General features: G+C 69.5%; 7 protein-coding genes and 1 tRNA gene. 7 read left to right on the top strand and 1 reads right to left on the bottom strand.

Going from position 1 to position 14194, the window contains the following annotated elements; all coding sequences use genetic code 11:
- Window positions 1–144 precede the first annotated feature (144 nt).
- Window positions 145–218: transfer RNA gene (locus tag QQX09_RS11390), tRNA-Ile, on the top strand.
- Window positions 219–457: 239 nt separating this feature from the next.
- A complete protein-coding gene (locus QQX09_RS11385; RefSeq protein ID WP_301134775.1) occupies window positions 458–3868 on the top strand; it encodes a glycosyl hydrolase 53 family protein in 3411 nt (1136 codons plus the stop codon).
- A 114-nt stretch (window positions 3869–3982) separates the two neighbouring features.
- Here QQX09_RS11385 and QQX09_RS11380 read toward each other — a convergent pair whose 3' ends face one another.
- Complete coding sequence (locus QQX09_RS11380; protein WP_301134772.1) at window positions 3983–4873, bottom strand: AraC family transcriptional regulator; 891 nt, start codon at window positions 4871–4873, stop codon at window positions 3983–3985.
- Between the two features lie 56 nt (window positions 4874–4929).
- Here QQX09_RS11380 and QQX09_RS11375 point away from each other — a divergent pair, with 56 nt between their 5' ends.
- The 5 genes from QQX09_RS11375 to QQX09_RS11355 all read left to right on the top strand — a co-directional run bounded on the left by QQX09_RS11375 (window position 4930) and on the right by QQX09_RS11355 (window position 14076).
- On the top strand, window positions 4930–7335 hold the full coding sequence (locus QQX09_RS11375; RefSeq protein WP_301134770.1) for a beta-galactosidase: 2406 nt from the start codon (window positions 4930–4932) through the stop codon (window positions 7333–7335).
- Between the two features lie 130 nt (window positions 7336–7465).
- Window positions 7466–8692, top strand: a complete 1227-nt coding sequence (locus tag QQX09_RS11370; RefSeq protein WP_301134766.1) for a sugar ABC transporter substrate-binding protein — start codon at window positions 7466–7468, stop codon at window positions 8690–8692.
- 74 nt (window positions 8693–8766) lie between these two features.
- Entirely contained in the window at window positions 8767–10128 is a 1362-nt protein-coding gene (locus QQX09_RS11365) for a carbohydrate ABC transporter permease (protein ID WP_301134763.1), read from the top strand.
- Window positions 10128–10970 (top strand): sugar ABC transporter permease, encoded by an 843-nt coding sequence (locus tag QQX09_RS11360; protein ID WP_301134760.1) that lies wholly within the window; start codon window positions 10128–10130, stop codon window positions 10968–10970. The genes QQX09_RS11365 and QQX09_RS11360 overlap by 1 nt, the downstream gene beginning before the upstream one ends.
- Before the next feature lie 133 nt (window positions 10971–11103).
- Window positions 11104–14076: a DUF5107 domain-containing protein gene (locus tag QQX09_RS11355; RefSeq protein ID WP_301134757.1), complete on the top strand. Its 2973-nt coding sequence runs from the start codon at window positions 11104–11106 to the stop codon at window positions 14074–14076.
- Window positions 14077–14194 lie beyond the last annotated feature (118 nt).

The following is a 14194-nucleotide window of genomic DNA, read 5'->3' as shown; positions in this document are numbered from 1 at the left end:
ACCGCGGTCGCGGTCACCCTTGATACAAGGTGAAGTGTTGGCGAGGCATTCCCTGGGGCGGTGGGAGAGGGGGTGTCGGGAGGGGGCGCGCGCTCGTCGTGCGTGCGCCTCGCTAGACTGTCGGGCGGCCTCCTCGGGGGCTGCGGGCCAGTAGCTCAGCCGGTTAGAGCAGTGGACTCATAATCCATCGGTCGCGGGTTCGAGCCCCGCCTGGCCCACCGACGCAGAACCCGGTGCGTTCTGGCCGTTCGGGCGGCGCGACCCTCGATTCGTCCAGGTAGGCCATCGATTCGTGTCTGGAGCGCGGCGCCGGGCGATTCCTAGCATCGGGACGCAACCAACCCGTTCGACGAGGAACGCTCGACACGTCACGTCACGTCACGTCACGGTGCCCCCCGGAACCGTGCACGCTGGCCAGACCGTCATCCGCTGTCATCGTCGACAGAGAGGAAGATCGATGTCGATCCCAACATCCCTCCGTCGCGCCGCGGCGGGCCTGAGTGCCGCGACGCTGGGCCTCGGTGTCCTCGTGCTCGCCGCCCAGCCGGTAGCCGCCGCCGACGAGGTCGCGGTGCCGAACGCCAGCTTCGAGGACTGGACCAACGCGGACAGCTGGATCGCGGCGGGCTGGTCGATGACGAACACGGTCTGGGTGTCCAGCGCGGCGGCGCGCACGGGGGAGTACTCCCAGGCGCTCGGCCAGTGGAACGACTCGACCACGCTGTCGCAGACCGTCACGGCGGCCGAGGGCTCGTACGACGTGTCGATCTTCGTGTGGGCCAACGAGAGCCTCGGCGACAGCGCTCTGGTCGCCAACGGGAAGTCCGAGCAGATAGCTAGCGGTGGCGCCACCCAGATCGACGGCTCGCTCACCTGGGACGAGATCGTCGTCACCGACGTGCCCGTGGCAGCAGACGGACTGCTTGAGATCCAGATCGTGATCCCCGAGCTCACGTCCGCAACGCTCGCGGGGTATCTCGACGACGTGACGGTGGTGCCCGCCAGCAGCGACGCCGGCGGCGATGAGTCGGGCGAATCCTTCCTGGCCGAGCCCGGTTTCGAGGAGGGCGGCGCCGCCTGGGACATCGGCGGCGACCTCGTGGAGACGGGCCGCGGTGACTCGGTGCACTCCGTGCGGCACGCCGGATCGGCCGCGCAGGAGACGTCGCAGACCGTGACCGGGCTCGAGGATGGCTACTACCGCCTCACAGCCTGGGTCCAGAACGACGGCGCCTACGACGAGGCCTACATGTTCGCCTCCGGCGGCGGCGACTCGGACGCCATGACCGCGATCCCGCGGACCAACTTCCCATACGACCCTGCGGACTCGTGGAAGAAGACGACCTTGCGGGGCGTGCACGTCACGAGCGGGACGCTGGAGGTTGGCCTCCGCACCTCCGGCACCGGCGAGGGCTCCGTCGTCATCGACGATCTCGCCCTGCTGAAGGACGAAGGCCCGTACGAGATGCTCATCGGCGGTGACATCTCGGCGCTCACCTACACCGAGGACAGCGGCGGCCGCTACTTCGACTCCGACGGCGTCGAGCGCGACCCCCTGGAGATCCTTGCCGACAGCGGCTGGAACATCGTCCGCATCCGCGTCTACAACGACCCGGGCAAGGGCCGCGGCTCCGACGGGTACTACGTGCCCGAGGGCTACGTCGATGCCGCCGATGCGCTCGACCTGTCGCGTCGCGCCAAAGCCGCGGGCCTGCAGATCCAGCTCTCGTTCCACTACAGCGACTACTGGACCAATCCCGGCATCCAGATGATCCCGTCGGCCTGGCAGACCCTCATCGAGGGCGCGAGCGACGCGGATGCCGTGACCATCCTCGAAGGCCAGGTGCACGACTACACCAAGGACCTCCTCGACCAGCTGGCCGCGCAGGGCACCTCGCCCGAGTACGTCGCGATCGGCAATGAGACCCGGTCCGGCATGCTGTTCCCGTACGGCACCACCGGCAACTGGGACAACCTCGCCCGGTTCTACAACTCCGGCGCCGAGGCGGTGCGCGAGGCGGCGCCCGAGGCGAAGGTGATCATCCACCTCGACGATGGCGGCAACACCGCCACCTACCGGACGTACTTCACGAACGCGGAGGCCCGGGGCGTCGACTACGACATCATCGGCACCTCGTTCTACCCGTACTGGACCGGCAAGTCGGCACCGCAGTTCGCCGACTTCGCCACCACCATCACGCAGCAGTTCGGCAAGCCCATGGTGATCATGGAGACCGGGTTCAACTACCAGGCCGACAACGGCGCCGGCGAGGTCGGTCAGCTGATGGACAACGGCCCGTACGGCGATGCCGACAGCAGCACTCCTGAGCTGCAGCGCGACTTCATGATCGAGCTGTTCAGCGAGATGCAGGGCGTGCCCCATGGCATGGTCATCGGCGATCTCTACTGGGATCCGATCCAGCTCTACGCGGGCGGCCAGACCGGCTGGGCCTACAACGAGGCGACGGACCGGGCCGAGACCAACGCGATCGACAACACCACGCTGTTCGACCTCGAGGGCCACGCGCTCCCCGTGCTCGACGCGTACCGCCTGAACACGCGCGGGAGCCAGGTGGGCACTGTGGGCGGCCGCGTGGTCGACGCGATCGGCCAGCCCGTCGCCGGCGCGACGGTCACTCTCGGCGACCGTGCCGTGGTCACCAACGCCTACGGCGACTACTACCTCCCGGGCGTCGAGCCCGGCGATCACTCGGTGAGCGCCGGGAAGTCGGGCCTGGGGGCATCGTCCGTCCAGGCGGTCTCCGTCACGGCCGGGGCGCGAACCTCCGCCGGGCTCGAGCTGACTGGCGGGCAGGCGCTGCGTACCGTCTCGGGAACCGTGAAGTCGACGGGCGGCGACGTGCTGCCCGGCGCGCTGCTGAGGCTCACCGCTGACGGGTTCTCCGACGTCCGCCTCGCGGGCGCGGACGGCACCTACGCCTTCCCCGCGGTTCCTGCGGGCAGGTACCAGCTGACGGTGGTGCAGGACGGCTACGTGTCGGAGTCGCTGGCGATTCGAGTCGCTCGCAAGCCCGTCGTCCAGGCCATCGCGCTGATCCCTGATGTCGGCTCCGTGGCAGGACAGGTGTTCGGACCCGGCGACGAGCCGATCGAGGGCGCTACGGTCAGTGCGGACGGCCACGAGGTCACCACCGGCGCGGACGGCTCGTTCGTCATCACCGGCGTGCCTTCCGGCTCTGGGGTCACGGTCTCCGCGGAGGCAGACGGGTACCTGTCCACGGTCTCCGAGCCGCTGGTGGTGGAGCACAGCCAGACCACGTCCGGCGTGCGCATCGTCCTGCCGGTCGAGGTCGCCGTGGCCAACGGCGGCTTCGAGGCCGCGGGCGCCGGCGGCGAGGCGACCGCCGAGGGCTGGACGTTCACCAGCGACCCCGAGGGTGCGGCCATCCGCCAGGACCGTTCGTACTTCGGTGGGGCGTACGAGGGGCAGTTCAGCGGTGTCTTCTGGCTCGACTCGGACTACGCGGCCGCGATGGAGCAGGAGCTCCACGCCGAGACGCCGGGTGTCTACACCGTCCGTGCCGCCGTCTACAGCGGGGTCAACGGGCGGCTGATGATGCAGCTCAAGGACGAGGCGGGCGCCGTGCTCGCGGAGACCGTGGTGCCGACCAGCTCGACCTCGCGGATCAGCGAGGTGACCGCCACGGTCACGTCGCCGACCTTCACCGTCGCCTTCGTGGTCGATGGTCTCTCCGGGGACTGGGCCGTGATCGACGGCGTGGTCGCCGGCTACCTGGGCGACGGCTCGACCGGGCCCGAGAGCTGCGTGAAGCCGGGCAGGCCGCTGCCCGACCAGGCACGCGCCTACGGCGTGCGCGAGTGCCGCGCAGGGGGTGGGTCCAACTGACCTTGCTGCGCCGGCAACAGAGGCCCGTGAGCCGGCGCCGCCAACACGCGCGGGGTCTCCGGACTCGCTCCGGGGACCCCGCGCGTCACGCCTGTGGTGCCTGGTGGCCGTGGCTCAGTGCCCGCGCTCGCGGTACTGCGAGGGTGACTCGCCGTGCGCGCGGGAGAAGCTGCGCGAGAAGTACAGCGGGTCCGAGAAGCCCGCCGCCCTCGCGACGGCTGCGACAGTGAGATCCGTGCTGTCCAGCAGCTCGCGCGCGAGCGCCATCCGGAGGCTGTTCTGGTAGCGCAGCGGCGGCATCCCGACGTGCTGGCGGAAGAGCGCGGTGAGCTGCGGTGCGCTGAGACCCACCATCGAGGCAAGCGCCTCGACGGAGGTACGGTCCGGCGTGGTCGCGCGGAGATGGTCGATCGCCCGCTCGACCGGACTCAGCGCCGGGCCACGCGCACGCCGTCCAGTGGCGATCACGTGCGTCAAGGCGTTCCATGCCGCACCGGATGCGCGAACGTGCCCGCCCGGAGTGCCCGAGTCGAGCGCATCGATGATCTGCGAGATCAGGCTCGCGACCGGGGCCGCATCGCGCAGGTGCGAGACCGCGCCCGCAGCCGCCGCGCGCGCGGCAGAGAGCAGCTCGTCGGCGTCCGGACCGATGGCATGGAACCACCAAAGTGTCCATGGAGCCTCGTCATCGGCGTGGTACTCGTGCGGCGTACCTGCCGGGATCAGCACGGCGTCGCCGCGGTCGACCTTCGAGCGGCCGTGGGTCGTCTCGCACCAGCCCCCGCCGCCGGTGCACACCATGACGATGTGTTCGCCGCTGCCCTCGGGGCGCACGCGGCCGTGGTGGGCAGCCTTGGGGAACATCCCTGCGTCCGTTACCATGAGGCGCCCGGTGACCTGCTTCGAGGCCACGGCCCGCACCGTGGGACGCGGGACGACGAACATGCGCTGGCCCTCGAATCCGTCGCGCAGCGCGCCGGGCGGCACGGTAAGCGTTTCGTCCATGTGGAGCATTAGAACGCCCATCGCGCCGAATGGTCAAGGTTCCCTAGCCTGTCACCATGATGACGAACGAAGACGTTCACGAGGTGGCACGGCGATCCGATCGGACCGTGGCCATCGCGGAAGGACCGGAGCCGCGACGCGGCCACCTGCAGCTCGGCGAGCCGGCCGGAGCGACCGACCGCATCGAGGTGACGAGCCGCTGGCTCGAGCGCGCCGGCACCCCGTGGTTCCCGATCACCGGTGAGATCCACTTCTCGCGCATCGCCCGTGAGCGCTGGTCCGAGGTGCTGGGCCACGCCGCCGCCGGTGGTCTGACCTCCGTCGCCACCTACGTCTTCTGGCAGGCCCACGAGCCCGAGCCCGGCGTGTTCGTCTGGGAGGGCAACCGCGACCTGCGCGCTTTCGTCGAGCTGGCCGCCGCGCACGGCCTCGACGTCATCGTCCGCATGGGTCCCTGGGGCCACGGCGAGGCCCGCCTGGGCGGGTTCCCGGACTGGCTCGTCGAGCGGGGCCTGGCGACGCGCACCAACGACCCCGAGTACCTGAAGCTGGCCCGCTCGCTGTACGCGCAGATCATCCAGCAGATCGCGGGCCTCACCCACGCTGAGGGCGGTCCTGTCATCGGCGCCCAGATGGACAACGAGCTCTACGACCAGCCGGAGCACCTCGCGATGCTCCGCACGATCGCCGAAGAGCTCGGCCTGCGTGTGCCGATCTGGACCGCGACCGGCTGGGGCGGCGCGCAGGTCCCCGAGACCCTCCTTCCGCTCTACAGCGCGTACTCGGACGGGTTCTGGGAGGACACGGCCACCGAGTGGCCCGCCTTCGCGCCGTTCCACTTCCGGTATAGCGAGGTGCGCGACGACCTCTCGGTGGGCGCGGACCTGCGCGAGGCGCTCGACGGCATCGTCCTCGACCCCGACGCTGTGCCGCTCAAGGACGACTCGGCGCTTCCTTTCGCGACCTGCGAGCTCGGCGGCGGCATGCACGTCGCCTATCACCGCCGCCCGCTCGTGACCCCGCACGACGTCGCGAACCTCGCGCTCGCCAAGGTGGGCAGCGGCTCGATCTGGCAGGGCTACTACATGTACGCCGGCGGAACGCAGCGCGTGGGCGCGCACGGGACCGAGCAGGAGTCGCACGCCACCGGCTACCCGAACGACGTCCCCACCCGGACCTACGACTTCGGCGCGCCGATCGGGGAGTTCGCTCAGATCCGCCCCCACCACCACCTCCTGCGGCGCCAGCACCTGTGGCTCGCGGAGGACGGCGCGGCGGTCGCCTCGATGCAGACGACCGTGGGCGGCGGCAGCGACGACCCGGACGAGCTGCGGTGGTCGGTCCGCGCGAACGTGCAGCGCGGGTACCTCTTCCTGACCACCTACCAGCCGGCCAAGCGGCCGCTCGCCGACCAGGCTGGCGTCCAGGTCGCGATCGAGTTCCCCGACACCACCGTCGAGGTCCCGAGCCGGCCCATGGACATCCCGGCCGGCGTGTCGATGGTGTGGCCGCTCAGGCTGCCCCTCGCCGGCGGTCAGACGCTGCGGTCCGCGACCGCCGAGGTCGTCACCCGCATCGGCCTCGATGACGGCCGGGACCTGCTCGTCCTGTCGGCGGCCCCGGGCGTGCCGGTCGAGTTCGTGTTCGACGGGCAGGTCGAGGTCGCAGGCTCCGTCTCCACCGAGCAGCGGGATGCCACCACGGTGGCCGTGCTCGCGGCGAAGCCCGGTCTCGATACGATCGTCGACGTCCCGGGCACCAGGATCCTCGTGCTCGATGACGCCACCGCGAACGCGCTCTACAAGCTCGACGTCTTCGGGCGGGAGCGGCTGGTCGTGTCGGACGCACCGCTCTACTCGTTCGACGGTGACCTCGTCCTCCACTCCGAGGCTTCCGAGGCGGATGTCCTCCTCCTTCCAGGCGTGGACGCTCTCACCGCGCGCTCCGCGCTCGCCGCGAGCGTCGTCACGGGCGGGTCGGCCTGGCAGCAGTGGCATCTCGCCATCGAGGGCGCAGGGACGCACCGGCTCGTGGGCGGGGTGGCGCTCGAGGCTCCTCGCCCGCCCGCGATCGTGAGCGGTGGGCCCATGGACAGGCTCAGCGCGCCGACGGACTTCTCGGGGGCGGCTCATCTGCCGGTGGACCTGCCCGCCACGGCGGGAGACGCGGACCGCGTGCTCCTGCGCATCGACTGGACGGGGGATGTCGGTCGTGCGGTGGTCGACGACGAGGTGGTCAGCGACCACTTCTGGCACGGTCCCGTCTGGGACATCGACGTCACCGGCGTGCTCGGCGAGACCATCGACCTGCAGCTGCTGCCGTGGCGTGAGGCCACCGGTGTCTGGGTCGACCCGACGGTGCGCGACGTGCCGGAGGGCATCGCGGTGAAGTCCGTCGACATGGTTCGCGTGGCACGTGTGGTCCTCTCGGGACCCGATTCCGCCACCACAGGCTCGCGGTGAACCACACACCGCAGTGAGGGCTCGTCGGGGCCGACCGCAACGGCCCCGACGAGAACTCAAGCAGTACCAGTGAAACAAGCCGGGCGCCAATGTCGGCGCCTCGGTTCCCCCACCTGAAACGGAGTTCAGCATGAACCGGAAGACCATTGCGATCGCGGGTACCGCCGTGTTCGCCCTCTCCCTCGCCGCGTGCTCGACCGGCGGCGACCCGGGCGCCGCACCCTCGGGCTCGTCGGACGCCGCAGACGCCGGCGAGCCGATCACGCTGGTCGTGTGGGAGTCGCTCGAGGGCCGCAAGGACTTCATCGAGCAGGCGGGCGCCGCGTACAGCGAGGAGCACCCCAACATCACGATCGAGTACAAGAACGTCGAGCTGGGTGACGCTCCGGGTCAGATCGCGCTCGACGGCCCTGGCGGCGTCGGCCCCGACGTCTTCGCCGCGCCGAGCAATGCGGCCGGCGAGATGGTCACGGGTGGCCACATCCTTCCCATCACGGATACCGCGGCACTCGGCGACATCGTCCCCGGAGCCGAGGCGGCGGTCACGTACGACGGCCAGATCTACGGCGTGCCCGTCACGGTCGACACCTACGCGCTGTTCTACAACAAGGACCTCGTCACCGAGCCGCCCACGACCTGGGACGAGCTCAAGACGTGGGCGGAGGGCTTCAACGAGGAGAACCCCGGGAAGTACGGGTTCGTCCTCAACCCCGGCGCGTACTACTCCGCGGGCTTCGGCTTCAGCGCGCCCGACAACCTGCTGTTCGGTCCCGCCGGCGATGACCCGGCGACGCCCAACACCAACACCCCCGCCACCATCGCGGGCTACGAGGAGTTCCAGTCGCTGCGCGACATCCTGCCCGTCGCGGCGGCGGACCTCGACGCCGCGACCGTCGACTCGCTCTTCCAGGGTGGCCAGGCGGCCATGGAGCTGACCGGTTCGTGGAACATCCCGGTGTTCGACGAGGCCGGCCTCAACTATGGCGTTGCCACGCTTCCCGCACGGGAGGGCTTCGACACGCCGACCGGGTCGTTCGTGAACTCGCGCACGATGTTCGTGTCCGCGTACAGCGACTACCCGGAGGAGGCGGCGGCGTTCGCGGCGTTCCTCGCCAGCCCGGACATGCAGCAGCTGGCGTTCGACATCACGGGTTCCGTGCCGTCGATCGACATGACCGTGGAGTCGGAGCCGACGAACGGCCTCATCCAGCAGGCTGCCTACGGCTTCGCGACCCCCGCGATCCCCGCGATGACCCAGTACTGGACGGCCATGGACTCGGCGGTGCAGAACATCTGGGACGGCGCCGACGTCAAGACCGAGCTCGACGCGGCGACCGACGTCATCAACAACGGCTGACGCTCCACCGAGCGCCAACCGCCGCGGCGTCCCGGCCGATCCCGGGACGCCGCGGCAAGCGGAAGGAAGAACCCATGGCGGTCACCATCCAGCCGGCCGATGCAGAGACGCATCGACCCGAGCCAGACCCCCGCAATACGCGCGAGCCCAGCGACGGCCGCGTCCGCGGCCTCGCCCTCGCGTTCATGGGGCTGGCGCACCTGACCGTGCTGGACCAGCGAATCAAGGGCGCGCTCTTCGCGCTCGTCGAGGTCGCCTTCATCGTGACCCTGCCGTCCCTGTTCCACCGGATCGTCGGCCTGGTCACGCTGGGAAGCCCGCATCCCGAGCTCCCCACGAAGGATCGCGACAACTCCACGTTCATGATGATCGACGGCGTCATCGCCGTCGCGATCATCGCCGTCTTCGTCGGCGTCTACGTGATCTCGGTGCGCAGCGCCATGCAGGACCTGCGCCTCGGTGCGCGCTACCGTCCCCGCTCCTTCCGCGCGCAGGCTTCCGCCGTGGCGAACAGGAGCTTCCCGCTGATCGGGCTCTCGCCGACGGTGCTGCTCATCGCGTTCTTCGTCGTGGTGCCGCTCGTGTTCTCGACGCTGGTCGCCTTCACCAACTACTCCTCGCCGGAGCACGTGCCGCCGGCGAACACGGTCGACTGGGTCGGGTTCGACAACTTCGTCACCATGTTCGGCGGCGACGCGACGTGGACCTCGGCGCTCACCCGAGTGTTCGTCTGGACCACCGTGTGGGCGATCCTCGCCGTCGCGACCACCTACATCGGCGGCATGCTCCTCGCCATCGTGCTGCACGAGGCCAACATCCGGTTCAAGCCGGTCTACCGTGCGATCTTCATCCTGCCGTACGCGATCCCCGCGGTCGTCTCGATGCTCGTGTGGCGCAACATGCTCAACGGCGCGTTCGGCGCGGTCAACACGCTGCTCATGGACATCGGGCTGATCGATTCGCCGGTCCCGTGGCTGTCCGACCCGTGGCTCGCGAAGTTCGTCGTCGTGATGATCGCGCTCTGGGCCGGATTCCCCTACTTCATGCTCCTCACCATGGGAGCGATGACCGCGATCCCCGCCGATCTCCAGGAGGCGGCGCAGATCGACGGTGCCTCGAAGTGGCAGCGCTTCCGGTACATCACCCTGCCGATGGTGCTGTACCAAACGGCGCCGCTGATCATCATGTCGCTGGCGATGAATTTCAACAACTTCGGCGCGATCTTCTTCCTGACCCAGGGCGGGCCCAACGTCGCCGACACCACGACGACCGGCGCAGGCGGCACGGACATCCTCGTGTCCTGGATCTACCAGCTCACCGTCGGCCTCATGAAGTACAACTACGGCGCCGTCATCGCCGTCATGATCTTCCTCGTCATGGCGCCGTTCGCGATCTTCAACTTCCGTCGCACACGGGCGTTCAAGGGAGAAATGTGATGCCCAGCAAGCGGTTCGCGTCCGTCCTCGGGCGCACCATGATCTACATCGGGCTGACGATGGTCGCGATCGTCGTCATCTGGCCGATCAGCTACACCCTGAGCGCGGCGTTCACGCCGGGCAACTCCATCGCCGGCCTGTCGAACGTGCCGTTCGGAGCCGGCTTCACCTGGGACCACTTCACGTACCTGTTCACCGAGACGATGTACCCGCGGTGGTTCCTCAACTCGTTCATCATCGCGGTCGCGACCATGCTCGGCACGCTGGTATTCGCCTCTCTCGCCGGGTACGTGTTCTCGCGGTTCCGGTTCACGCTCAAGCGCCCCCTCATGATGAGCCTCCTCGTGCTCCAGATCTTCCCGTCGTTCGTCGGCATGATCGCGATCTACGTGATCCTGCTCAGGATGAACGCGCTGGACACGCTCTGGGGACTGGTGCTCGTCTACCTGGCGGGCAACCTGCCGTACTCGATCTGGCTGGTGAAGAGCTACTTCGACACCATCCCCAGCGGCCTGGACGAGGCGGCGCGGATCGACGGCGCGTCCCACCTGCGGACGTACGTCACCATCGTGCTCCCGATCGCGAAGCCGATCCTCCTGTTCCTCGCGATCACCACGTTCGCGGCGCCATGGATGGACTTCATCTTCCCCAAGCTCGTCCTGAGAAGCCCGGAGCAGCAGACGCTCGCGCTCGGCCTCACGAGCTTCGTGTCCGACAAGAACAGCGACTTCACCACCTTCGCCGCGGGCGCCGTGATCGTCGCGATCCCGTTCATCATCTTCTTCCTCCTGACGCAGAAGTCGCTGATCCAGTCGATGGCGACCGGCGCCATGAAGGAGTAGTCCCACCGCCCAGGCGATCCCGCGCCTGACACCCCCACCTCACCGGCATCTCGCTCGACCCCACAGCAGTCGCGCGGGCAGGCCGTCGTACCACCGCAGCGATGCGGTCCACAGCAACCTAAGGAGAGCAGCGGTGACCGCTGAAGACGTGCGACCCGAGACCGAGCTCGAGCTCGAGACCGCGGGTCCGGAGAAGATCTCACTGCCCGACGCGCCGGAGGACCTCCGCGCCGAGCTGGACGCCGGCCGGGCGATCGCCTGGAGCGAGCCCGTCCCGATCCGGACCTACGAGCCGGGCAAGCCCAGCCAGTACCCGATGTACCTCGACAAGCGTGTCTATCAGGGCTCGAGCGGCAAGGTCTATCCGATCCCGTTCACCGAGAAGATCGAGGACACCCCGAAGACCAACGCGTGGGAGGCGGTGCACCTCGAGAACGCGTTCGTCCGCGTGATGGTCCTGCCCGAGCTCGGCGGTCGCATCCACATCGGTTACGACAAGACCACGGGATACGACTTCTTCTACCGCAACAACGTCATCAAGCCGGCGCTCGTGGGCCTTGCCGGGCCCTGGATCAGCGGTGGCGTCGAGTTCAACTGGCCTCAGCACCACCGTCCGGCGACGTACCTTCCGGTGGAGACCTCGATCGAGAACGGCGAGGACGGCTCGGTGACCGTGTGGTGCTACGACCACGACCCGTTCGCACGCATGTCGGCTCAGCACGGCATCCGGCTCCACGCGGACAGCAGCATCGTCGAGCTCGTCGTGCGGGTGCACAACCGCACGAGCGAGCGCCAGACGTTCCTGTGGTGGTCCAACGTCGCCGCGCGCGTGCACGACGACTACCAGTCCTTCTTCCCTGAGGACGTGCGCTACGTCGCGGACCATGCCCGGCGCGCGCTCACCGCGTTCCCCGAGGCGGACCGTCCCTACTACAACGTCGACTATCCCGCGCTCGCGGCCGAGCAGCCCGGCGCGGACCGTATCGACTACTACCGCAACATCCCGGTGCCGACCTCGTACATGATCGTCGACTCGCAGGAGGACTTCTTCGGCGGCTACGACCACGCCGCGGGCGCGGGCTTCGTCCACTGGGCCGAGCGTCGGGTGTCGCCCGGCAAGAAGCAGTGGACCTGGGGCAACGCTCCGTTCGGGCATGCCTGGGACGACCAGCTGACCGATGGGGACGGCCCCTACGTCGAGCTCATGGCGGGCGTGTACACCGATAACCAGCCGGACTTCGCGTGGCTGCTGCCGGGCGAGACCAAGGTGTTCTCGCAGTACTGGTACCCGATCCCGGCGACGGGTCCTGCCCATGCCGCGACCCCGGACGCGGCCGTGAACGTCGAGCGCGGTGACGACCTCGTCGCCACCTTCGCCGTGACGTCGCCGCGCAACGGCGCGCGCATCCGCGTGCTCGAGGGCGACGTCGTGGTCGCGGACCGCGTGGTCGACATGCGTCCCTCGGTTCCGGCGACGATCGGCGTTCCGCAGGCAGCCGGCCGCTCGTTCATGGTCGAGCTGCGCGACGAGTCCGGTCGTGAGCTGGTGTCGTGGTCGCCGATCGAGGTCTCCGACGAGGAGCCCTGGGTCGCCGACGAGCCGCCCGCCCCGGACGCGATCGACTCCGTCGAGGAGCTGTACCTCACGGGACTGCACCTCAGCCAGTACCGCCACCCGACGCGATCGCCCCTGCCGTACTGGGAGGAGGCGCTCCTGCGCGATGCGGGTGACGCGCGGGTCAACACCGCGATGGCCGATCGCCTCTACCGGGCGGGCCGCTACGACGAGGCACGCACCCACGTCGAGGCCGCGATCGCACGTCTGTCTCGCCGCAACGCCAACCCCACCGATGCGGAGGCCTACTACCTCTCCGGCCTGATCGAGATGCGCCTCGGCAACGTCGAGGCCGCCGAGCAGGCGTTCGGCAAGGCGGGGTGGGACGGCACCTGGTCCGCCGGTGCCGGCATCGAGCTGGCGCGGTCGCTTGCGCGGCGCGGCTGCAACCGTGCTGCGCTCCGCGTGCTCGACTCGCTCGACTCGGTGGCGGGCTACGACGCCCGCCGGCCAGCGCTCCGCGCCATCGTGCTCCGCAGGCTCGGCATGATCGCCGAGGCCGACGCTGTGCTCCGCGACGCCCTCGACGTGGACCGCCTCGACGCGACGCTGCGGTACCTGGCTGGCTCCGTGCTCGGCGACGACGCCGGGATGCTGGTCGATGTCGCTCTCGATCTGGCGAAGGCAGGGGAGACCGAGTCCTCGGTCGAGATGTACCGGGCCGCGGCGCTCGTGCCGCTCGGCGGCTCCGGCAACTTCGGCCCGATCGCCTACTACCTCGCGGCCCACACCTTGGAGTCGGCCGGGTTCACGACGCGCGCCGCCGAGGCGCGATCGGCGGCGCAGCGCGAGGACCGCGCGTGGGCGTTCCCCGCCGGGCTGGATGCGCTCGATGCGCTCGCGAGCGCGATCGCGGCGGATCCCACCGATGCGGTCGCTCACCATCTGCTCGGGATGCTCTACTACGACTGCTCGCGTCGTCGTGAGGCCTCCGCGCACTGGGACCGGGCTATCGAGCTCGGTCTGGCGGACCCGGTGCTGTACCGCAACGCCGGCCTCGCGGCCTACAACGTCCTCGGGGACGATGCGGTGGCGTGGGCCCGTTACAACGAGGCGGTGCGCCTGGCTCCTGGCGACGCGCGCCTGCGCTACGAGCAGGATCAGCTCGCCAAGCGAGTGGGCCGGTCCGCCGGTGAGCGGCTCGCCGCGCTGCGCCCGTCCGAGGAGCTCGTGCTCACGCGCGATGACTTCGCGATCGAGTACGTCGGTCTTCTCATCGCCGAGGGCTTCGGCGAGGAGGCATACGCCATCCTTACCAGCCGCTCCTTCCACCCGTGGGAGGGCGGCGAAGGCCAGGCCATCGATGCGTGGGATGCCGCGCTCGAGGCGACGGGAAGGGAGATCGTCGATCCGCCTCGCACTCTTGGTGAGGCGCGCGCCGCGTACGTGCCGCCGGCGGCTGTGCGTGAGGACGGTGTCACCGACTACTTCGCCACCAGCCTTCCCGAGTTGCTGCTGTTCGACCGCGAGGACACCGGCAAGAACGCCTGACCGCAGCGCAGGCGCGCGGGACGCTCCGCCATTCCAGAGGTGGTGGGCGTCCCGCGTGGCGGTGCGGCACGTCGCCCGTGGATAGGGTCGGACGCCGTCGCCGACCCGAGGAGGATGG

The sequence above is a fragment of the Demequina litoralis genome, from assembly GCF_030418455.1.
In the GTDB taxonomy this organism is placed as follows: domain Bacteria; phylum Actinomycetota; class Actinomycetes; order Actinomycetales; family Demequinaceae; genus Demequina; species Demequina litoralis.
Note: the sequence above shows the minus strand (reverse complement) of the source record. Positions and strands in the feature narration are given on the sequence as shown.

Excerpts from the sequence above, each read along its gene's own strand:
- QQX09_RS11360 (WP_301134760.1), top strand. The coding sequence starts at position 10,128 with ATGCCCAGCAAGCGGTTCGCGTCCGTCCTCGGGCGCACCATGATCTAC.
- QQX09_RS11385 (WP_301134775.1), top strand. The coding sequence starts at position 458 with ATGTCGATCCCAACATCCCTCCGTCGCGCCGCGGCGGGCCTGAGTGCC.
- QQX09_RS11370 (WP_301134766.1), top strand. The coding sequence starts at position 7,466 with ATGAACCGGAAGACCATTGCGATCGCGGGTACCGCCGTGTTCGCCCTC.
- QQX09_RS11365 (WP_301134763.1), top strand. The coding sequence starts at position 8,767 with ATGGCGGTCACCATCCAGCCGGCCGATGCAGAGACGCATCGACCCGAG.
- QQX09_RS11380 (WP_301134772.1), bottom strand. The coding sequence starts at position 4,873 with ATGGACGAAACGCTTACCGTGCCGCCCGGCGCGCTGCGCGACGGATTC.
- QQX09_RS11375 (WP_301134770.1), top strand. The coding sequence starts at position 4,930 with ATGATGACGAACGAAGACGTTCACGAGGTGGCACGGCGATCCGATCGG.